General features: G+C 68.9%; 21 protein-coding genes and 3 tRNA genes. 8 read left to right on the top strand and 16 right to left on the bottom strand.

Features of this window, described 5'->3' with window-relative positions:
- Positions 1 to 529: 529 nt before the first annotated feature.
- Positions 530 to 928, bottom strand: coding sequence for a VOC family protein (locus FHS23_RS05200; RefSeq protein WP_183648533.1), 399 nt, complete (start codon positions 926 to 928; stop codon positions 530 to 532).
- Positions 925 to 1,473, bottom strand: a complete 549-nt coding sequence (locus tag FHS23_RS05195) for a DinB family protein (RefSeq protein ID WP_246381336.1) — start codon at positions 1,471 to 1,473, stop codon at positions 925 to 927. The genes FHS23_RS05200 and FHS23_RS05195 overlap by 4 nt, the downstream gene beginning before the upstream one ends.
- 121 nt (positions 1,474 to 1,594) lie before the next feature.
- On the opposite strand from FHS23_RS05195, the gene FHS23_RS05190 reads away from it, so the two are divergent.
- Positions 1,595 to 2,386 (top strand): maleylpyruvate isomerase family mycothiol-dependent enzyme, encoded by a 792-nt coding sequence (locus FHS23_RS05190; RefSeq protein WP_183648530.1) that lies wholly within the window; start codon positions 1,595 to 1,597, stop codon positions 2,384 to 2,386.
- Positions 2,387 to 2,441: 55 nt separating this feature from the next.
- On the opposite strand, the gene FHS23_RS05185 is transcribed toward FHS23_RS05190, so the two are convergent.
- A complete protein-coding gene (locus FHS23_RS05185; RefSeq protein ID WP_221219189.1) occupies positions 2,442 to 3,338 on the bottom strand; it encodes an SDR family oxidoreductase in 897 nt (298 codons plus the stop codon).
- A 255-nt stretch (positions 3,339 to 3,593) separates the two neighbouring features.
- Between FHS23_RS05185 and FHS23_RS05180 the strand changes: the two genes are divergently transcribed.
- Positions 3,594 to 4,052 carry a GNAT family N-acetyltransferase gene (locus FHS23_RS05180; protein WP_183648527.1) on the top strand — a complete coding sequence of 153 codons (459 nt, stop codon included), beginning with the start codon at positions 3,594 to 3,596 and terminating at the stop codon, positions 4,050 to 4,052.
- Between the two features lie 47 nt (positions 4,053 to 4,099).
- Complete coding sequence (locus FHS23_RS05175; protein WP_183648524.1) at positions 4,100 to 4,813, top strand: tyrosine-protein phosphatase; 714 nt, start codon at positions 4,100 to 4,102, stop codon at positions 4,811 to 4,813.
- An 11-nt stretch (positions 4,814 to 4,824) separates the two neighbouring features.
- Here FHS23_RS05175 and FHS23_RS05170 read toward each other — a convergent pair whose 3' ends face one another.
- Positions 4,825 to 5,469: a GNAT family N-acetyltransferase gene (locus FHS23_RS05170; RefSeq protein ID WP_183648521.1), complete on the bottom strand. Its 645-nt coding sequence runs from the start codon at positions 5,467 to 5,469 to the stop codon at positions 4,825 to 4,827.
- Between the two features lie 194 nt (positions 5,470 to 5,663).
- Here FHS23_RS05170 and FHS23_RS05165 point away from each other — a divergent pair, with 194 nt between their 5' ends.
- The 3 genes from FHS23_RS05165 (at position 5,664) to FHS23_RS05155 (ending at position 8,782) form a co-directional block, all read left to right on the top strand.
- A complete protein-coding gene (locus FHS23_RS05165; protein WP_183648518.1) occupies positions 5,664 to 6,629 on the top strand; it encodes a cyclase family protein in 966 nt (321 codons plus the stop codon).
- 4 nt (positions 6,630 to 6,633) lie between these two features.
- Positions 6,634 to 8,283, top strand: a complete 1,650-nt coding sequence (locus tag FHS23_RS05160) for a class I adenylate-forming enzyme family protein (RefSeq protein ID WP_183648515.1) — start codon at positions 6,634 to 6,636, stop codon at positions 8,281 to 8,283.
- A gap of 163 nt (positions 8,284 to 8,446) precedes the next feature.
- Complete coding sequence (locus FHS23_RS05155) at positions 8,447 to 8,782, top strand: GatB/YqeY domain-containing protein (RefSeq protein ID WP_183648512.1); 336 nt, start codon at positions 8,447 to 8,449, stop codon at positions 8,780 to 8,782.
- Positions 8,783 to 8,910: 128 nt separating this feature from the next.
- On the opposite strand, the gene FHS23_RS05150 is transcribed toward FHS23_RS05155, so the two are convergent.
- The gene (locus FHS23_RS05150) at positions 8,911 to 9,873 is read right to left on the bottom strand and encodes a pirin family protein (RefSeq protein ID WP_183648509.1); all 963 of its coding nucleotides are present in this window, start codon (positions 9,871 to 9,873) and stop codon (positions 8,911 to 8,913) included.
- 408 nt (positions 9,874 to 10,281) lie between these two features.
- Between FHS23_RS05150 and FHS23_RS05145 the strand changes: the two genes are divergently transcribed.
- Positions 10,282 to 10,623 carry a hypothetical protein gene (locus tag FHS23_RS05145; protein WP_183648506.1) on the top strand — a complete coding sequence of 114 codons (342 nt, stop codon included), beginning with the start codon at positions 10,282 to 10,284 and terminating at the stop codon, positions 10,621 to 10,623.
- 24 nt (positions 10,624 to 10,647) lie between these two features.
- Here FHS23_RS05145 and FHS23_RS05140 read toward each other — a convergent pair whose 3' ends face one another.
- From FHS23_RS05140 to FHS23_RS05095, 10 genes are all read right to left on the bottom strand, one after another.
- Positions 10,648 to 11,316: a hypothetical protein gene (locus FHS23_RS05140; RefSeq protein WP_183648503.1), complete on the bottom strand. Its 669-nt coding sequence runs from the start codon at positions 11,314 to 11,316 to the stop codon at positions 10,648 to 10,650.
- Positions 11,317 to 11,454: 138 nt separating this feature from the next.
- Positions 11,455 to 12,264, bottom strand: coding sequence for a thioesterase family protein (locus FHS23_RS05135; protein WP_343053650.1), 810 nt, complete (start codon positions 12,262 to 12,264; stop codon positions 11,455 to 11,457).
- 115 nt (positions 12,265 to 12,379) lie between these two features.
- A complete protein-coding gene (locus tag FHS23_RS05130; protein WP_183648500.1) occupies positions 12,380 to 13,174 on the bottom strand; it encodes an IclR family transcriptional regulator in 795 nt (264 codons plus the stop codon).
- Positions 13,175 to 13,265: 91 nt separating this feature from the next.
- Positions 13,266 to 14,492, bottom strand: coding sequence for an aminopeptidase P family protein (locus tag FHS23_RS05125; protein WP_183648497.1), 1,227 nt, complete (start codon positions 14,490 to 14,492; stop codon positions 13,266 to 13,268).
- A 64-nt stretch (positions 14,493 to 14,556) separates the two neighbouring features.
- Positions 14,557 to 15,456 carry a polysaccharide deacetylase family protein gene (locus tag FHS23_RS05120; RefSeq protein ID WP_183648494.1) on the bottom strand — a complete coding sequence of 300 codons (900 nt, stop codon included), beginning with the start codon at positions 15,454 to 15,456 and terminating at the stop codon, positions 14,557 to 14,559.
- Position 15,457: 1 nt separating this feature from the next.
- Positions 15,458 to 16,831, bottom strand: coding sequence for a cytosine permease (locus tag FHS23_RS05115; RefSeq protein WP_183648491.1), 1,374 nt, complete (start codon positions 16,829 to 16,831; stop codon positions 15,458 to 15,460).
- 592 nt (positions 16,832 to 17,423) lie between these two features.
- A tRNA-Phe gene (locus FHS23_RS05110) sits at positions 17,424 to 17,497 on the bottom strand.
- Positions 17,498 to 17,718: 221 nt separating this feature from the next.
- Positions 17,719 to 17,792 (bottom strand) — tRNA-Asp (locus FHS23_RS05105).
- 77 nt (positions 17,793 to 17,869) lie between these two features.
- A tRNA-Glu gene (locus FHS23_RS05100) sits at positions 17,870 to 17,942 on the bottom strand.
- 581 nt (positions 17,943 to 18,523) lie between these two features.
- A complete protein-coding gene (locus tag FHS23_RS05095) occupies positions 18,524 to 18,772 on the bottom strand; it encodes a hypothetical protein (protein WP_183648488.1) in 249 nt (82 codons plus the stop codon).
- Between the two features lie 781 nt (positions 18,773 to 19,553).
- Between FHS23_RS05095 and FHS23_RS23880 the strand changes: the two genes are divergently transcribed.
- Positions 19,554 to 20,195 (top strand): hypothetical protein, encoded by a 642-nt coding sequence (locus tag FHS23_RS23880; protein ID WP_425501080.1) that lies wholly within the window; start codon positions 19,554 to 19,556, stop codon positions 20,193 to 20,195.
- 120 nt (positions 20,196 to 20,315) lie between these two features.
- On the opposite strand, the gene FHS23_RS05085 is transcribed toward FHS23_RS23880, so the two are convergent.
- Positions 20,316 to 20,519, bottom strand: coding sequence for a cold-shock protein (locus FHS23_RS05085; protein WP_009156738.1), 204 nt, complete (start codon positions 20,517 to 20,519; stop codon positions 20,316 to 20,318).
- Positions 20,520 to 20,818 lie beyond the last annotated feature (299 nt).

The raw sequence follows: 20,818 nt of genomic DNA, 5'->3' as shown, positions 1-20,818 counted from the left end.
ATACGCGGGCTATCCGGTGACACACTGTGACATGTACCTCTGTGCCGGTCGGAGCACTGTGAGCAGGACACGCGGCGACAACGCGGTCACGCTGTGCGCACCTCGGCCGCATCTGCCGCCACTTCCCCGCGAAACGCCCGCGGGCGCCTCACCGGAGCGCGATCGTCCGGGCGGAGGGAAGCTACCGGGGTGCCACCGGACGCAGCGTGGGCGCAGTGGCGGCAGCGACGTCGTTGGGGGGGGGCGCGGTGGGGGTGCGGCGGGGACGGGGAGAGAACGGGGGCGCCGGCCCTTGCTGGGGGTCCAAGGGCCGGCGCCGGCGCGCCCTCTGGGGGAGGGGAGGGTGCGCACAGGGAAGGAGCGCCCCCGCGGCCGCCGATGACGCACACCCACGAAACTCACCCGCCCGGGTGAGTCCGTCGCCGCACACCCCGCCCTGACCACCGCCGGTCCGACGAACACCACCGCCGTGTTGCGGATCCCGGGGCGCGTGTTGCGGCTTCCGGGGCCCGTGTTGCGGCTTCCGGGGTCACGCCTCCGCGACGAGTTCGACCTCGAAGCCCTCGCCGTTCTCGAGGAACGTGGCGTAGTGGTCGGGGCCGCCCGCGTACGGATGGCGGTCGGCGAACAACAGCCGCCAGCCGTGGTCGGGCGCTTCGGCGGCGAGCCGGTCGACGTCGGAGCGCGCACCGGCCCAGAACGCGACGTGGTTGATGCCCGCGCGCAGCCGATCGTGGTCACCCGCGCGGTCCGGGCCCGCCTCCAACACGACGTAGCCGGACGTCGGGTGATGCCAGCTCTGGCCGTCACGCCAGCGGTCCGCACACGCGTAGCCGAGCTCACCGAGCAGCCAGCCCCACTCCTGTTCGGCCGCGGCGAGGTCCCCGACCCACAGTTCGAGATGATGCAGTGCTCCCGTGCGAGTCATTCGCCGGTCTCGCCGTCGATGGACTCGCGCAGCAGGTCGGCGTGGCCGTTGTGGCGGGCGTACTCCTCGATCATGTGCAGCACGATCCACCGGAGGTTGGGCGCGCGGCCGTCCGGCCAGGGCGCGTCGGCGAGCCGTTCGAAGCCGTCCTCGGCGAGGGCCTCCGCGGTGAGCCTGCGCGAGGTGTCCACAGCGTCCTTCCACAGGGCCAGCAGCAGCTCCGGTGTGTCATCCGCGGCACTACGCCACTCCCAGTCCGGATCGCGGCCCCAGTCGACCGCGTCCCACGGCGGCTCGGCCGGCAAGCCGTGCAGCCTGCGCGAGAACCAGTGGTTCTCGACGAACGCCATGTGTTTGAGCAGCCCGCCCAACGTCACCGCGGAGGCCGACGTCGTCACCCGTAGGGCGTCGGCTCCGAGCCGTGAACACTTCCACTCGAGCGTCTGCCGTTGGTAGTCGAGAAAGCCGAGCAACTGATCCTCCTCCCCGCCGTCGAGGGGAGGCTCTGTCCGGCCCTGGTCGTCGACGGTGTCCATATCGGACATCGGAATCATCTCCTCGTTCGTCCTCGGCGTGATCGGCGACCCTAGTCCGCTCCCGGCGCGTTCGATACGGTTCGGGCAGTTCACGACGCCGTGTCCACCGGCAACCGGGAGTCCCGCAGCCATGCTCGAACCGACCGTGGAACCCACGGCCGAGGCGGCCCGAACCGTTGCGAGGCAGTTCATCGACCTCGCCCTGTCGATCGTCGACCCGGCCGTCCCGGTGCCGGCGACTCCGCCGTGGACGATCGCCGACGTCTTCGGCCACGTCGCGATGGAACCGCGGCGCTACCGCGACCTGGCACGCGGGCGGGGAACGTGGCCGTCGCGCGCGGCCGAACTGCCCGCGTTCAACGACGAGCAGATCGCCTCGCTGCCCACCGGCGACCTCGGCACCCTCGCGGGCATGCTGCGCGCCGACCTCGACGACTTCCTCGCCACGATCGACGAGCTCGGCCCGGACGCGCGGATGATGTTCGACGGCGACCAGGAGATCCGCGTCGACCGTTCGCTCGGCACGCTGATCGGCGAGTTCATCGTGCACGGCCACGACATCGCCTCCGCCCTCGGCAGGTCGTGGCCGATCGACCCCGAGCACGTGCCGATGGTGCTGACCGGCATGCACCAGATCATGCCCGGCTGGATCGACCACGACGCCGCGGCGGGTCACACGGCGACGTATCACGTGCGCCTCCGCGGCGGCCCCATGCAGATCTACGCGTTCCGCGACGGCGCGTTGACCATCGGCGAAAGCGGCCGCCCCGACGTGCGCGTCTCCGCCCGCCCGGCGACGTGGCTGTTGCTGGTCTACGGGCGCGGCAACCCGGCGCACGCGGCGCTCACCGGGAAGGTCTTCGCCTACGGCCGCAAGCCCTGGCTGGCGCCGGGCCTGGCGAAGCGGTTCCTGCCGCCGTGACCCGTGGTGGCCGGGAGTCGCCCGGCCCCGCCCCCTACCCGCGCCTCTGTCGATGTCACCACCGCGCCCAGGCGTCGGGCTGCGTGCCGTCGAGGTCGGTGACGCCGTACTCGCGCGCCAGGTCGCCCGCCGTGACGGACCGCTGGTTCCAGCGGGCACGCTCCGGATCGGCGGCCAGGGCTGCGATGCCGCGCCCGACGAACCTCGGCGTCTCGGACGTGGCGAAGTCAGCGGGTGCGACCGGCCCGTCGGGGCGTTCGGGGTTCAGCGCGTCGCGCCAGGTGTCCTCGGTGACGCCGAAGTGCTCGAGCATCATCTCCGACCGCAGCCAACCCGGCGTGACCGCGACGGCCGTCGCCCCGTGCGATGCGAGTTCGTGTCCCTGCGAGAAGGCGAGCCGGTTCACCGACGCCTTCGCCAGGTCGTAGAACACCGAGATCCGGTAGGACGAGGCGTTGATCTCCGTGGTGCCGTCGGTGACCTCGACGAGCAGGCCACCCGGACGTTCGATGAGCAGCGGCAGCAGGAAATGCGACGTCACCAGGTGTGTTTCGACGGCGAGCCGCAGCATGCGCAACCCGGCGTCGAGGTCGAGACGCCAGATCGGCGTATCCCACTGCGCCGGGTCCCCCGCCAGTTCCTCGCCGCCCCAGATGTCGTTCACCAGCACGTCGAGGTGGCCGAACTCGCCGCGCACCCGGTCGGCGAGCGCGCGCACCCGGTCGTGTTCGAGGTGGTCGACCCGGATGGGCACACCCGCGCCACCCAGTGAGGTGACCAGTTCCGCGGTCTCCTCGATCGTCTCGGAACGGTCGTAGTCCGATGCCGCATTGCCCGCGCGGGAGCTGCGGCCGGTGCAGATCACCGTCGCCCCCGCCTCGCCGAGTGCCGCGGCGATACCGCGGCCCGCACCCCGCGTCGCGCCGGCCACCAACGCAACCTTTCCCTGCAGACCGCCGCCGGGCAGACCGCCGCGCTGCAGCCTGCCGCCCTGCAGCCTGCCCGGCGATGTCCCGTCGTCCACACCTTCGCCGTTCACCACGACCGCCCCTCCTCGGCTCCGCCGTCGACATCGATGTCGACGGCGACGCTACGTGCGGGGTCCGACAATTCCGGCGCCGCGAACCCCGGTGCCGGAACCCCGGTGCCGCCAACCCGGCGCCGCGAACCCCGGTGCCCGAGAGAACTGCCCGAGAGAATGCCGTCCATGGACGAATCGAGCATCCGCACCGCCCGGGACGACGAACTGCCCCTGCTGGCCGACATGCGCTGGCGCTGGGTGATCGACCGCGGGGACGAACCGGCCACGACCCGGGACGAGTTCGTCGACGCGTTCGTCTCGTGGGCACGGGCCCGCCCCGATACGCATCACCCGCTGGTGGTGCAGGTTGCCGGCGAGGTGATCGGGATGGCATGGCTGGCGTTGCAGCCGCGGGTGCCGTCGCCGCGGTCGACCGGCCGGGCGGCCGGCGATCTGCAGTGCGTCTACGTCGAGCCGGAACACCGGTCGGCGGGCCACGGCGACCGGCTCATCGAGGCGGTCCTGATCCGGGCGCGGGAACTGGCTCTCGAATGGGTGACGGTGCATTCGAGCGAACGTGCCGTCACCGCCTACCAGCGCCGGGGATTCGCCGTGTCGCCCCGGTTGCTGCAGGCGACGCTGTGAGCCGACCGCCCACTCAACCCGCACGCGGTGCCGTGCGTCCCCCGCATATGACCAACGGCGTTGCCTACGACAGGAACCTCACCTGGGACGGCTGTGTGAACGTGCGCGACCTGGGCGGGCTCGGACGCGTCTCGCCGGGCGCCGTCGTCCGGATGGAGGAACCGTCGACGCTCACCGGCGCGGGGTGGACGGCCGCATGGGACCACGGCGTTCGCACGATCGTGGATCTGCGCGACCCCTGCGAGCGCACGCCCGACGATGCGCCCCGGCCCGACGGCATGACGACGGTCCGCATGCCGGTCGAGCCGGTCGGCACTCCGTTCCACGACCGCTGGCGGCGCATCGACCGACTCGCCTCCCCGCTGCACTACACCGCGATGCTCGACGAGCACGGGCACGCCGTCGTCGCCGCGGTGCGCGCGGTCGCGACGGCCGCTCCCGGTGGCGTGGCGATCCATTGCTCGGGCGGCAAGGACAGGACCGGCCTCGTGGCGCTCGTACTGCTCACGTTCGCCGGTGCGACGACCGACGAGATCTGTGCCGACTACCTGCTGAGCTACGGGCGCCTGCAACCCCGCTTCGACGCGATGGGCGCAGGCGACCAGCTCGCCGCCGTCACCGGGTTGCTCGCCGACCACGGCACGACGATCGAGGACTCCGTCGCCGCCACTGTCTCCCACCTGCGGATGCCCGATTTCCTGCTCGACGGCGGCCTGTCGAAGGCCGACCTCGGCGCGCTCGACATACGCCTGACGAGCTGACGCGTCCCGGCTCACTCCATGGTGCGCACCATCGTCAGCTGATGCACCGGCCCGCCCCGGTGACGCACGCCCGGCACCACCGCGACCTCGCCGTGCGGCGTGAAGCCCATCCGGCGGAAGAACCGGACCGCGCGTTCGTTCTCCTGGACCGTCTGCAGGTGGCATCCCGGCACGCCCTGCTCCTTCAACTGCGACAGGAAGTGCCGTACCAGCCCTTCCGCCGCACCACTGCCACGCGCGGACTCGACGACGTCGAGATGCAGGTGGGCAGGCCAGCGCTCGTCGTGGAACTCCCCGGCCGTCCGCTTCCGGCGCAACGTGGCGACGGCCATGTCCCGCACGCTGCGGACGAAGAACCGGCGGGCCGTGGGGTTCCTCAGCAGGCGGTGTTGCCGGATCGCTGCGGCGAGTCTGGCGTCCTCACTCGGCATCAGATCGGGTGACGGACAGCCGACGAGGTAGCCGATGAGCCGGTCGTCGCGTTCGGCCAGCCACACCGAGTCCGGCACGGCGTCGAGGTACGGGTCGAGGTAGACGGCGGCCTCGGACGCGGGATCGCCCCACAGCGATTCGGTCGGCGAGCCGCGACCCGCGGACGCGAACAACTCGCGCAACGCGACCCGATCGCCGCGTCGATAGGTACGAACGGTCAGCATCGCCACCACCTCGTCTGCGGATCGCTGTACGAGCGGTCACCACGGGTTCCCGGCCTGCCTGCCGATTCTCCCTCACACGGCGGAAAATCGCTGCCGCGCGGTGACGTTCGCGCCGACTGTCCAACCTTGACACCTGTTCACGCCCGGCCGCACCATCGGCCGGCGTTGGCCGACGGCGGCAAAGGAGCTGACCGATGACCGAAGCACCTGCGATGCGAGACGTCCTCGGTGAGGACGCACCCACCAACTGGGGCAAGTGGGGCCCCGACGACGAGGTCGGCTGCCTCAACTATCTCGACGCCGGTGAAGTCCTCCGCGGAATCCGGCACGTGAAATCCGGCGAGGTTTTCACCCTGCAGGCGCAAATGGGCCACCCGAAGGGTGACCCCGTCTTCCCCGGAAGGCAGAGCATCGACAGGGAGAACATTCTCGACGAATCCAGCTGGAGACCCGGAAAGGACGACGCACCGAACTTCCCGGGCGGTCTGCACTACGCCGACGACGTCGCCAAGATCTTCCTCCAGGGGTCGTCGCAGTACGACGCGCTCGGCCACGTCTGGTACGACGGCAAGATCTGGAACGGCTACGACGCAGAGACCACCGTGGGCGGACTCGACAAGGCGTCGGTGCTGCCGATCGCGGAGAAGGGCGTCGTCGGCAGGGGCGTGCTGATCGACATGGCCCGCCACCGCGGCAAGGACCACCTCGACAAGGGTGAGACGTTCGACCACCGCGATCTGCTCGCGGCGGCCGATAGCCAGGGCGTGACGATCGAGAAACACGACGTGCTGCTCATCCGCACCGGTTTCATCGGGTACTGGTACGAGACCACGCCGGAGGAGTTCTACGCCGACTTCAACGAACCGGGCCTGACGCATTCCCGCGAACTCGTCGAATGGTTCCGGGACACCGAGATCCCGAGCCTCGTCACCGACACGATCGCGAACGAGGTGACGAAGGACCCGGAAAGCGGCGTGATGCTTCCCCTGCACTGCGCCCTGATGCGCAACCTCGGCGTGACACTGAGCGAAGTGATCTGGCTCGACGACCTCGCCGAGGCCTGTGCCCGCGACGGCCGGTGGAGCTTCCTGTACGCCGCGGCGCCGCTCAAGGTCGTGCAGGGCACCGGCTCGCCCGTCAACCCCATCGCCATCCGTTGAGCTCATGGGTGTCTACGACGAGAAGCCGTGGCTCGGGCTCTACCCCGAGGGGCTGCCGAGCGGGCTCACGATCGAGTTCGACAACACGGTGGACATGTTCGCGACCGCCGTCGCACGCGATCCCGACGGCGACGCGATCCGCTACTTCGACGGTCGTATCAGCGCGCGGGAGCTGGACGAACTGTCGGACGCGTTCGCCGCGGGCCTCGCCGACACGGGATTCACGGCGGGCGAACGGGTCGCGATCTACGCGCAGAACGTGCCGCAGTTCGTCATCGCCCAGCTCGGCACGTGGAAAGCGGGCGGGATCGCGGTGTCGGTCAACCCGATGAACCGTCAGCGCGAACTGGAGCTCATCCTGTCCGACTCCGGTGCGAGCGTGCTGGTGTGCCTGGAGGGGCTGTACCGCGACGTGGCGTGCTCCGTGCTGCCACGCACCGACGTGCGCACCGTGGTCACGACCTCGGAGCTCGAGTACCAGACGCGCGGCGACCAGCGCGTGCTCGGCGGGATCGAACGCATCGACTGCGACGGCACCATCGACATGTCGACGATGCTCGAGCGGTTCCGGGGTACCGCGCCTCCGGCGGTGCGGCTGCAGCCCGACGACGTCGCCCTCCTGACCTATACCTCCGGCACGACCGGTCCGCCCAAGGGCGCGATGAACACCCACCGGAACGTGGTGTTCAACGCGCAGACCTTCCGCGACTGGATCGGCATGGACTCGGGCGACGTCATCCTCGGCGTCGCACCGCTGTTCCACATCACGGGACTGATCGGTCACGTCGCGTTGTCCCTGCTCACCGGGGCTCCGCTGGTGCTGCTGTACCGATTCGACCCGGAGATGACGATCGAGACGATCCGGGACGAACGGGTCACGTTCGCCGCCGGGTCGATCACTGTGTTCATCGCCTTGATGAACGCCCCGAACGCCGACAAGGACGCGCTGGCCAGCCTGACGAACGTGTACTCCGGCGGCGCCCCGATCCCACCGAGCACCGTCAAGGCGTTCCAGAAGACCTTCGGCCACTACATCAACAACGTCTACGGCCTCACCGAGACCACGTCGCCGTCGCACGGCGTGCCGAGAGGTGCCGACGCGCCGGTCGACCCGACGTCCGGTGCGTTGTCCGTGGGCGTGCCGGTGTTCGACACCGTCGTGCGCGTCGTCGGCGAGGACGGGCGCGACCTGCCTCCGGGAGAGGTCGGCGAACTCGTGACGTCCGGACCGCAGGTCGTACCCGGCTACTGGAACAAGCCCGAGGAGACGGCGACGGCCCTGCCCGGCGGCGAACTCCACACCGGCGACGTCGGCTACATGGACGCCGACGGCTGGTTCTACCTCGTCGACCGAAAGAAGGACCAGATCAACGCCGGCGGCTACAAAGTGTGGCCGCGCGAGGTCGAGGACGTGCTGTACGAACACGACGCCGTCCGCGAGGCCGCGGTCGTGGGCGTAGCGGACGAGTACCGCGGCGAGACGGTGAAGGCGTTCGTCAGCCTGCGGCCCGGCCGTTCCGTCGAACCCGACGAGCTCGTCGCCTTCTGCAAGGAGCGCATGGCGGCGTACAAGTACCCGCGGCAGGTGGAGATCCGCGACGAGCTGCCCAAGACCGTCACCGGAAAACTCCTGCGACGACAGCTCCGCGACTGACCCGACAACGCCGTGTTGCACTTCCCGGGGCCCGTGTTGCGGATTCCGGGGGCCGTGTTGCGGATTCCGGGGGCCGTGTTGCACCGAAAACGGCAGGCGGGCGGGGACGCGGCGTTGTTACGTTGCGCCGGTGACGGAACAGGCGACGACACTTCGAACCGCCATGCGAACGGCGCTGAAGGATGCCATGAAGGCGAAGGACAAGGGTGCGACCGCCGCGTTGCGCTCCGCACTCGGCGCGATCGACAACGCCGAGGCGGTACCGGCGCACGCTGCTCCTGATGCGGGATCGGAGAACGTCGCGGGGGCCGTGTCCGGAGTCGGTACGGCCGACGTCGCACGACGGGAGCTGACGGTCGACGACGTCGCGACCATCGTGCGCGAGGCCATCGCGGAACGGCGGGTGACAGCGGCGCAGTACGACGAGCTCGGGCGACGGGACGCCGCCGACGCCGTGCGCTACGAGGCGACCGTCCTGGCCCGGTTCGTCGACACCTGACCACAACCAGCGGCCCGAGCGCAGGACACGCGCAGTGTCGCGGCCGCGCAGCACCGTACGAGGCGACAACACCGTCCCCCGAACCCCCAACACGGCCCCCGGGAAGCGCAACACGGGCGGTTCCAGCTCTAACCCCGCGGGCGCAGGCGCACGTTCGGCAACTCGGGTGCGGGGATGGTCTGCTCCCACTCGGCGGGCATGCTGCCGAATCGGCCCGGCGTACGCGACGTGCGCTCGCGTTCCCATTCGCGGCGGTACTCGGCGATCTCGTCGTGGGAGCGGCCGACGAAGTTCCACCACATGACGATCTGCTCGCCCAGCGGTTCGCCGCCGAGCAGCAGCACGCGGGCGTCCGCCTCGGCGCGCAGCGCCACCGTGTCCGCACCTGCGGGCCGGTGCACGAGCCTGCCCGCCTCGGCGGTGACGCCGGCCGTGACAACCGTTCCCCTGTCGACGAGCACGCCGTGTTCGAACGTCGGATCGACGTCCAGCCGCAGCTCCTGGCCTGCGTTCAGCGTGATCTCCGCTCCGAGCAGTGGGGTGAACGTGTGCACCGGTGAGGTCTGTCCGGCGAGCGAACCGAGGAAGACGAGCATGCGCGCGCCGTCGACGTCGACCGTGGGCGGCGCGTAGTGCTCGAAGCCGGGCGCGGTGGACCGTGCCGCCTCGGGCAGCGCCAGCCACAGTTGCACGCCGTGCAGCACGCTCGTGTCGGGCGTGGAGAACTCGGAGTGCGCGATGCCCGTGCCCGCGGTCATCAAGTTGACCTCGCCGGGGCGGACGTACGCGTGGACACCGGTCGTGTCGCGGTGTTCGATCTCGCCGCGGAACAGCCACGACACCGTCTGCAGCCCGGTGTGGGGGTGGCCCGCGACGCGCATGCCGTCGGTGGCCGACACGTCGTCGGGACCGTAGTGGTCGACGAAACACCAGGCGCCGATGAGCGACTGCGCACGCTGCGGCAGCGTGCGGCGCACCGACATCGCCCGCGGTCCGCCGAGGGGCACGCTGCGCGGTTCGAGCACGCGCCCGCGGTCGTTCGGCGCCGACGTGCAGGTCAGCTCCTCGGGTGCGGCCTCGAGATTGCTCATTCCGCCTCCACTGCTCGCCATAGCCGATCGCAGGCCCCGAACCGCGCGAGACCCAGCGTTCACCATGCCGGATGCGCTCTCCCGCGGCACCGCGAGGGCCACGGTAAAGCCGGCGGCGGCCGAACGACGTGGCAGCGGCACGACCGGCGACCACCGTTCCCTGCTCGCGGCCGTCCTCGCACCGCAGGGCTCGCACTGTGCCTGCCCGCCCTAGCGCCTGCCCGCCCTGGCTGTGCTGTTCGCCCTAGCGACTGCCCGCCCTGATCGATGCCTTGCGTGTCCGGAACATGACCGAAATGGAGCAGTCCTTTCACCGCGACGCGCGAAGTCCTCGCTGTGGCGGACGATTCCGGGCGGTGGTTCGATGCACGAATCGCGTCACCGAGTCCTGAGCAGATTGCGAAGGCCATGCGAACATTCCGCGTTGTCGCCGCGCTCGCGGCCGTGCTGTCCGTCATGGCGATGTCGCCCCCGCCACCGGAATCCGAGGCGGCCGGCGACGCGGCGATCACCTCCTCCGGCGCACCGATCGACGGCACGGTGACGACGCAGGCTCCCACCGCACCGTCACCGGCGACGTCGGACGTTCAACCGGTGACACAGCCGGTCACGACGACCACGGACGACGAAACGGGCCCGCTGGCCGCCACCGGTCCGTCGACGCCGATCGGTGCGCTGGTGGCGGTCTCCGGGTTGGCGCTGGTCGCCCGCCTGACGATCAGGTTCCTCTCCCGCAGGCGCGAGGGCTGACCCGGCCGTCAGCGCGGTGGCAACTCACGCCGGGGCGCAGCTGTCCGGATCGGCCTGCACGACCCGTGCGTCGTCGGGGACGTCGTGGAACACGGTGCGACCACGGGGGACGATCGTGTCGTGGTGGACGGCGTAGCGGGTGCGTACCCCGTCGAGCCCCTCGCCCTCGCCGGTGCGCTGCGCACGGACGGTGGTGAAGGTCGCGTCGCCCGCATCCGGCTCGTGGCAGGCGTACGAGACCAGGGACGTCGCACCGCCACCGTCGTGGAAGGTGAACGGTTCGCCGCCGGTGTCGGTCACGCGTACGAGGCCCTGCCCGGGGACGTACGTGAACGCGGCGAAGGTCACCGTGTTGGCACCCGTGGCAGTGGTGACGACGAGCTCCTGGGTGCCGTCCCTGCCGAGGTCGGCGACCCGCGGGTCGAGGTGCAGTCGACCCGCCGTGTCCGACGGGAATGCGGACTCCACATACGAATGGTCGGCGAATCGGGCCGAAACCACCCGGTGGTCGCCCCGTTCGCGCACGGTGATCAGCTCGGGACCACCGTCGCCGTCGATGTCGGCCTGCACCGAGGCCGAATCCGCGGGCGCCGCGGTGCCCGGGGTCGCCGGAGCAGGAGTGTCACGGTCGTCGCCCGCCGCTGCTGCACCCGGCGTGGCCAGTGCTCCACCCAGCAGCACGGCCGCCGTCATGCCGACGGTCCTCGAAACGTTCCCGACAGTTCTCATCGCAGCCCCCTCGCGATGTCTACCCGCGCCGTTGTGCGCGGACTCCCTGTCAGGACGGGCCGAACGCGTCCGAAGGTTGCACGGGCGGGGCGGGACGCGCCGTCACAGCGGCCGGACGGTGAGGATCTGCTGCGCGTGGCCGACGTGGCCGCGGGTGTCGTGCAGCACGGTGCTCGTGATGCCGCGGCCGTCGGGACCGAAAGTGACGGTGGTGTCGAGGCCCGTCCACCCCGGCTCGGGTGTCCGGTGGAGGTGGATGGTCAGGTCGACGTTCGGGAACATCCACTCGTTCGGTGGCCTGCGGACGGCGATGCCGTTGGCCGCGTCGACGTGAGTCACGAACGAGGCACACGGCCCGACGGCTTCACCCACGACGAGGTCCGAGTCCGACGCGATCCATACGGCGGCGCGGCCCGGTTGCGGCGACGACACGGGGCGAGCGTCGAGCGAGGAGATGTAGCCGCCGGACCACAACTCGGACATCCGCCAACGTTCCAGCTCGCCCGGTGGGGTGAGCGGCGCGGCGTCGCCTCCCGCGACGGACGTCGTGTCGCCGGGTGCCAACAGCCACGCCCGCGCGCGCACCGCTGTGCGGCCACCGATCTCTGCGACCGCTTCGACCAGTTCGATCGTGCGGCCCGGGCGGATCACCTCGACTCGGATGTCGCATTCGTCGAGGGCGAGCTTGCCGAGGATGTCGAAACTGAGCCGGGAGATCGCCAGGGCGCTGCCACGGTCGTCGCGGTCGCGTTCGATGGCGTGGGTGATGAGGCCGCCGAGAGGGCTGAAGTGTTGTTCGTCCGGGTCCCACGCGCCGCCCGTGTGCGGTGTCGGCTTGTACCGCCGGTCGTCGATGCGCTGGTAGTAGCTGCGCTCGTGCCGGCTGGGCACGTGGTCGGTGCCGGTGCTCACCAGGCGGGCTCCCTTTCTGCTCGTCCTCCCCGATGAGCGTACTGACACCCGCGCTCAACAGTGGTGACCGGAAACACAGCGGCCCGAGTCGAATCGGTCACCGGCCGAATCCCCGTCATGCGCCGCCCAAGCGAGCCGTAATCGTGGCAGCGGCCTCCCGCACCGTGTCGCCATAGGCATCGAGCTGGTCCCGGGACACACGGAACCGAGGCGCCGAGAGCAACACGGCTGCGGCCTGGTTGCCACGATGGTCATGGACCGCTGCCGAGACCCCGACTTCCTCCGTGGACGTCTCGCCGTAGTTGACGGCGTAGCCAAGCTCCCGCACTTCACTCAGTCGAGTGAGATAGCGGTCCACGGTCCAATCGTCGGCACCCGCGGAACGCAGCGAGCCCTGTGCCAGCAGGCCGCGCACCCGGTTCTCGTCCACGGCCGCACAGAAGACCTGGACGGACGAACTGGCAGCCGTGTTGTACCGCGTGCCGAGGGGAGTGGTGTGCTTGACCTGTCGTGGACTGGAAACCTCCTCCACACAGACGGCTTCGGGCTCGTTCCACACCATCAACGCCGCTGTCTCGCCGGTGCGAAGACTGAGATCCGCCAGCACGGGGTAGGCGGCGCGCCGGACGTCGAGATCGCCGAGCAACGGCCCAGCAAGCGCGAGTACACCGAGTCCGAGCCGGAATCGCCGGGAGAGCTCGTCTCGTTCGACGAGACCTGCTTGTTCCAAGGTCGCCAGGATTCGCGACACCGTACTCTTGTGAAGCCCCACCTTGGTGGCGATCCCGGTGACACCCAGTTGTGGCTCTTCGCTGCTGAAGGCTCCCAACACGGCGATGCCGTTGAGCAGCACCGACATACCCCGGCCGTCGGAACCGGCCCGCTCGCCCGCGTCCGCGAAATCGTTCATAGTGCCATGATCTCTTCCACTCGAACGGGCCGTGGAGGGACGCGGCCTGCCCCGGGCCACAGGACGAGAGAGCCCGGGGCAGGCGCTACAGTCATCCGCGGATGATGTTGTGTTCGGGTCCGAACGGGAACCCCGTGATGTTCTCCGCACCGTCCTCGGTCACGACCAGGATGTCGTGCTCACGGTAACCGCCCGCGCCCGGTTCCCCTTCCGGCACCATGATCATCGGCTCCATCGACACGACCATTCCCGGCTCCAGCACCGTTTCGATGTCCTCGCGCAACTCCAAACCGGCCTCGCGGCCGTAGTAGTGGCTGAGCACGCCGAACGAGTGCCCGTAGCCGAACGTGCGGTTCGCGAGCAGGTCGTGGGAAACGTAGAGCTCGTTCAGCGTGCGCGCGATCTCGCCGCAGCTGACGCCGGGGCGAATCAGCTCAAGTCCACGGCGGTGGGCCTCCACATTGACGTTCCACAGCTCCAGGGATCGAGCGTCGGGTTCGCCCAGGAAAAGCGTCCGTTCCAGCGCCGTGTAGTAGCCGGAGGTCATCGGGAAGCAGTTGAGGCTGAGGATGTCCCCGTCACGGAGAGTTCGCGTGGTCGGCCAGTTGTGGGCGCCGTCGGTGTTGATGCCCGACTGGAACCACACCCAGGTGTCCCGAATCTCGCTGTCCGGGAACGTGCGAGCGATCTCGTGCACCATGGCTTCGGTCCCGGCCAGCGCGACTTCGTACTCGGTCACCCCGGCGGCGACGGCACCCCTCACTGCCTCACCCCCGAGGTCGGCGATGCGTGCACCGTGCTTGATGACCTCGATCTCCTCGGGCGACTTCACCATCCGCTGTTTCATCGTCGCCTGTGAGATGTCGGTGAGGGTGGCGTCCGAGAACGCGGCCTGGAACTTGTCACGCAGCTGCAGCGGGAGTGTGTCGTCCTCGACACCGATCCGCCTGACCGCGACACCCCGCGAGCGCAACGTCTCCCTGATCACGTGGACATAGTTGTCGCGATGCCAGTCGGTGTAGACGACGTTGTCGCCGTAGGTCCTGCGCCACGGCATACCCGCGTCGATGTTGGCCGACACCGTGAAGGCGTCGTCGGCCGTGACGACATAGGCGTAGTTGCGGCCGAAGGAGGTGTAGAGAAAGTCGGAGTAGTACTTGACATTGTGGTACGACGTCAGCAGCGCGACGTCGACGCCGTCATCGGCCATGATCTTGCGCAGCGTCGCGACCCTGCGCTCCATCTCGGCATCGGAGAAAGTCCGCTTCTCCTTCGATCCATTGTGGATGATCTTGAGACGTTCGAGGTCGGCGCTCATCGAGATTTCCTTTCGTGATACTCGTCGTCCACCGGGTGGTTCCTCGCCTCGGGTTCGGGCGCGGTCATTCGTCGACGTGGGAGAAGGCATCGCGGACCTGCTCGGCCGACATCCGGCGATGCCGATAAGTCGGGAGGCCGAGGGACGCGGTGTGTTCGGCGATCCGCTCCAGGGTGGTGACCCACATTCCGGGCAGGGCCTTCGTCCGTTCGATCAGTTCTTCGAGCTGGTGTGCGCGGCCCGGCCGGCCACTGAGGAACGGGTGGTTCGTCAGTACGAAGCACCCGTTCTCGCGATGCATGGCCTGGGCTTCGAGAAACCACATCTCCTTCGCCTTGACGGGCGACTCGATGACCCCACTGCCCGTCCAGCCCGGATAGAATGCGTACTGTTCCCAGTCGTCCAGCGCCCAGTCGACCGGAATCTCCACAAGGGATCCCGTCGCATCGGAATCGGGGCATCCCATGACGTATGGACGGTCGCCGTCGAGCAGGCTCGATTCGTAGCGGAAACCACGTTCCAGCAACAGCTCCGGAGTGTGCCAGTTCAACTCCCACCACGGTGCGCGATAGCCGACCGGCCGCACACCGGCGACCGCGTCAAGCGCCTCGAGGCCACGGTCGAGCACCCGCGCCTCTTGGCGGCGAGTCAGCGAACCCATGGGCTCGTGGGTATAGCCGTGGTGCGCGACCTCGTGTCCGGCATCGACGATCCGGCGCACGGTGTCCGGGTACATCTCGGCGCTGAGCCCGGGCACGAAGAAGGTCGCCGTGACGTCTTGGCGTGCCAGGATCTCCAACAGGCGCGGCACCGCGACCTGCGGGCCGTAGGACTGGTGAGACATCAGCGACATGCGATCGTGGTTCGACCGGTCGGCCGCCAGCGCGCACGACTCCGCGTCCAGATCGAAGGTGAACGCCGCAGCCGCCCGCATTCCGGTGGGCCAGGTGAATTCGCCGGGCATATCAATCTCCTGCCTTCTGCTCGGTCGTGCGTGGTGTCGGGCCGTCCGCGAACGACCCGGAGGCATCGTCGTCGGGAGTCCGGCCGGACCGCCGAGCGAACAACACGTGGCACAGTGGGGCGGCGACAGCTGCGACGACGATGCCTTGCACAGCAGGTATGCCGAAGTCGAACACCGAGCCCGCGCTCGCCGTCGCGGTACCGAGCAAGTAGGCGACGAAACAGCTGACGCGCACCGCAGGCAGGCCGGTAAGGCCGCCGGTGCGGGTCAGATGCCGGCGCGGCAGCCGTCCACGCCAGACAAGGTAGAACTGCCCCATGATCGCTCCGCCCAACGGCGGAACGAAGGTGCCGAGCAGTACCAGGAACGTCGACAGCGATTCGTAGATGCCGGTGAGCGCAAACACCACACCCAACGCCGCGCCGCCCGCGACGAACGGTCGCTTGTCGTTCACCGAGAAGAGTTCGGAACCGGCGACACCGAAGGCGTAAGCGGTGTTCTCGTTGGTCGTCCACAGCGCCACGAGCAACAATCCCGCGCCTGCCGCGACGAGACCCATTTCGTAGAGCGCGAGCACGAAGTCCGGCTCGCCGTAGGCGGCCGACCCGAGCCCTCCGAAGAAGTACATCGCGTACTGGGCGACGATCACCGCGACGAAGATCGAGACGAGGGCGCCCCTGTCTGTCCGGGAGAACCGTGACCAGTTACCGACCTGTGTGGACCCGCTCACGAAGGTTCCGATGAGGACGGTGAGAGCCGAGCCGGCGCTGATCTCGGTGATCGGTTCGGTCGCCATCAGTTCGCCCCAGCCGCCGATGTCACCGACGGCACGTTGGGTCACCCAGATACACAGTGCGAGCAGGAGTGGAATGGCTACCCACCCGAGCATCTCGAGTCCCTTTGCCCCCCGGTAGGCGGCCATCGCCGTCACGGCGCCGAAGACGAGCACGAGCGGCCAGGTGTACTCCAGCGACAGCGCGCGCCCGATCAGGTCGGAGAGAGTCGCGAGGGTGACGGCGAACCAGCCCACCTGCGTCCCCCCGAGCAGCAGGGCCGACCACTTGCCACCGGCACGCCCCAGGCAGACCTTCGTGATCAGTACCGTGCTCAAGCCTGACCGAGAACTGATCACACCCATCAGCGCCGCGTAGACCGCCAGGACTGCGGCGGCGATCAGCGCGAGACCGAGATAGTCCGAGAACCGGAAGCCCACGGACGTCTGACCACCGGCGAGCATCGTGGGCGTGAAGAAGAAGAAGCTCACGAGCAGCACGAACAAGCCTGCAGGCGACCGCCGCGCTGACTGCGGAACCACTTCGAGCGGATAGTCGGGATCCTGCTGCCGTTCACCACGTGTGGTGCGGCCGAAAATCATGAGCTTCTCCTCGTCCGTCCCGGGAAACCGCGCCGTCTTCGGGGCGGGCACAGTCGAAATCAAAGACAGTGACGCGCAGCCGTGTTGCTCCTTATGCAAATCAGTTGTGTGAACGTAGGCAAGACTGCGTTGCGCTGTCAACTGTCGAGCGCGCAGTGACTGCCGCTGCGATCGGCGCAATGGGTGCTTTATCTGCGCACACTCCGGATGTCTACGACAACATCGGCTTCCTTCGCCGGCGCGGCATGACCTCGATGCAATCGAGGCCGTTGCGCTAGATGCAACCGAGTTTCTCTATAGAGAACGCGCATCGACCTTCATCGCTGCCGTTGGCAACTCGCGCACGCGCCGCATGGACGCTCGGCATCCAACCGCGCAGCGAAATACAGCGCTGCTGTGCGTGAGCGCGATCAGAGTCCCACCGGCCGACCGCCGTCCGGGCCCACCAAACCGCTCCGTTCGATATCGGCCATGGCCACACGCGCCGTGCGTGATGATTCAGCCGGCTGCCACAGGGTGCGAACTGTCCGCCCCACGCGAAAACGGCCCCTGCGAGCACTCTCGCAGGGGCCGTTTTCGCTGTTCCGCGTTGTGGCCAGGGCCGGGGTCGAACCGGCGACCTTCCGCTTTTCAGGCGGACGCTCGTACCAACTGAGCTACCTGGCCGTTGGCTGTACACACTAGCGCATACGCGCAACGGGCTGCGCGGCGGGTCCGGTTGCGAGGGGCCGCGCCGAGGGGCCGTGGCGCGGCGTGCAGCAAGGGCGGACAGCCACGAGGGACACTCCGGTGACACCGCCGAGCAGCCGCCACCCCGCTGCGAAGGCACACACCCGCCCGATACGAAAGAAGCGGACTCGTCATACGACGAGCCCGCTTCCTCGGAGCGACCCTGACGGGACTTGAACCCGCGACCTCCGCCGTGACAGGGCGGCGCGCTGACCAACTGCGCCACAGGGCCTTGCTGTGTTCCGACTTCGGATGCAATGTCGGCCATCCGAGCCGGTATTCTATTGTCGTCACCTGCAGTGTACTGCGTACTCCCAACGGGATTCGAACCCGCGTTGCCGCCTTGAAAGGGCGGAGTCCTAGGCCGCTGGACGATGGGAGCCCGGCCGGTTTCGGATAACCGACCCGACCACGCTCTCCAGGTCGTCTCCCCGGGAGCGATGACTACTTTACGGCACCCAGGGAATCACCGAAACACCGGGGGTCACTTTTACCCTGACCTGCGGAAACGCCTCGGCATCGTGCGAGCGGTGCTCGCCCTGCGACCCGCCGTCCCGTCGAAGCACCGACACCCCGCCGAGCTCACCTTCCGCTCGGGGACACTCGGCGCCCCGGCCTTCCGGAGAGCGCTGCCGTCGACCCCGCCGGCGGCAGCCCGGAGGCGCGCTGACGTGCTCCGCGAGCTCGTAACGTCGGACCCCCGTGCGGGTGAAATTCCTGAGGCAGGCTCGCTCACTTCGGGCCACGCTGCCATCACTGTCCGCGACATTCACGCGACTTCGAGCGCAATCGGGTTAACAGCGATCTACCAGCAACTGCCAACCAGGTAACGGCGCCCGCGGGCCGTGCCGCAACCGTTTGCCCCCGCCACCACCTGCAATTAGCGTGACCAAGTGTTGTCCAGGTGCACGACCAGGGGGTGTGCACCTGGACACACAAGCACCGACCCGCCGCCGGGTGGGGCTAACGCTGGACCGGCGTGGTGCCGTCGTCGTCGGCGGTCAGTCCGAGCATGTCGAGCAACTCGGCACAGTCCTCAGCGTCGAGAGCCCCCGAGGCGACGGCGATTCTCGCCCTGCGCACCTGGTCGTCGGAAACCCGCGGCGCGTCCGCAGGCCCCGAGCGCTGCCCCGGCAACCCGCCGACACCGGAAAGTTGCCCTCCTCCTTCCTGCCGGAGGAGAAACTGCCGCACTTCCACAGATCCGCTCATTGCTCCTCCAAAGGGGCTGCGCCGGATCGCGGACGGTCACCCGCGCACGGGCTTCCGCCGGATCGAGGCGGTGATCGAGAACACCGGCCTCGGCGCCGAGGCTAGCCACGCCGCGAACACAACCCCAGCCCCCCGCAGAGTGAACTCCCGATCACCCACCGAGTGCACTCACCGTTGGCACGGATGGGCAGCGACGGCGCCCGTCGTGCGATCTCCATATGTTCGACGCATCCACGCAAGATCTCGCGGGCGCGCCGCCCAGCCACAGGAAAAATGTCGACATCATTCGTGTACACCCGCGCGGAACGGCAACCGGCGGCGAGCCACGAATGGCGATCCGCGGGCTTTTTTCATCCACAAACCTCGCCACTCGCGGCCGGATCGTGTAACAATCGACGTGCTGACACACCCCCGGTCAGCGCCTGTGGAGATCCCCTCCGGCCCCCGCGTTCCTCCCCCTGGCGCGGGGGCTTCTCCATTTCCGAGACCGACCGTCGACCACACATCGTCGCTGGTCACGACGCTTTTTCCGAACGATTCGGCGCGCGATACGCCCGCCCCGACCAGCACCGGCGGCATTCTTCAGCGGCGCAATGTGCAATCCTCGCGATGCCCGAAATCACGATCCGTACAAGAATCCACAACGTGCCGACGTTGTGCCCACACAGACGGGTCACCGCTACTCTGAACGGAAGAATCCGGGCAGTGGTCGACTGTTACACGACGTGTCGGAACCCACGTCCTCCCGCGTCGCTGAGACACAACCGTTATCGTGGCGGCCGTGCCTAAACCTTCATTCGGACGGCTGTCCGGCCGCGGCAAATCCGGCTCGAGACGCCGGGACGACGCGGACACCGCCACGCCGCGCACCGCCGCACCGGCAGGCCGCGACGACACCGACGACCACGCCGGCGAGGACCAGGAGCTCTCGAGTTACCTCAAAGCCCTCGCCCCGGACAACGACGTCGAGAGCACCGGCTCCGGCAGGAAGTTCGGCGAGGCGCAGGTCCACCAGCTGCGCATGACCCACGCCGCGGGCGAGCAGCTGACCGAGCTCGCCGAAGCCCGCGGCACCTCGCCGCAGGCGCTCGCACTGGAATGGGTACTCGAACGCCTCGCCTGGGAGGCGGGTTCCGTACCGTCCGGCAACGCCGAACCGGCCGCCCCCGGCCGACAGGACGCGAACTCCGGCTTCCCGGCCCCGCACGCCGAGCAGGCGGTCCCCCCGGGCGACCGCCCTGCGCCGCCCGACGCCCCCGTCGCGAATCCCGACGAGCACACGGACCCACGCGGGCACGCCGTGCCGCCGATCGGTGCGACGTCGAACCCGCGGCACGCGGCAGGGCCCGGCCATGTCGAGCCGGAGGCCCGCACCGACGAGCACTTCTTCGACCGCACGGGCTGGGACGCGCCGCACCGCTGAGCGGTCGACCACGCCCGGCCCACTCGAGCCGACTTCTCTCGAACGCAAGTAAGCCCCCGGCGACCTCGTCGCCGGGGGCTTACTCGTCAGTCAGTGAAAGTCAGTAGGTGACGCACGCCCTCAGAGGGCGCGAACCTTCTGAGCCTGAGGGCCCTTCTGACCCTGGCCGACCTCGAACTCCACTCGCTGGTTCTCCTCGAGGGTGCGGAAGCCGCGGCCCTCGATCTCCGAGTAGTGGACGAACACGTCGCCCTCTCCGCCGTCCTGGGCGATGAAGCCGAAGCCCTTTTCGGCGTTGAACCACTTCACAGTGCCTTGCGCCACCGTTTACTCCTCGTTGCTGTTGAGCTGGACCCCACCGCAGTGGGGTCCCGGCCGATCCGGACGGTTCCAACGAGGTTCTGCGAAAGAGCGCATGTCCGTCTCACGCCCCGCGTTAGAAGTTCCGCGAGTGTGAAGCCACGAACACGCAAAACAACGGCCACTTCGCAGCCTACCCTGCCTCGGCCGTTTGGACAGCCCCGCACGGATGTTGGTCCGACCGGGCGGATCGGCTCCCGAACCGGTTTCGAGGCGGTCCACACCGGCCATGTCACCTGGGTAGCCGCGTGGTCACGGCCGGC

The sequence above is a fragment of the Prauserella isguenensis genome (assembly GCF_014191605.1).
Taxonomy (GTDB): Bacteria; Actinomycetota; Actinomycetes; order Mycobacteriales; family Pseudonocardiaceae; genus Prauserella; species Prauserella isguenensis.
Note: the sequence above shows the minus strand (reverse complement) of the source record. Positions and strands in the feature narration are given on the sequence as shown.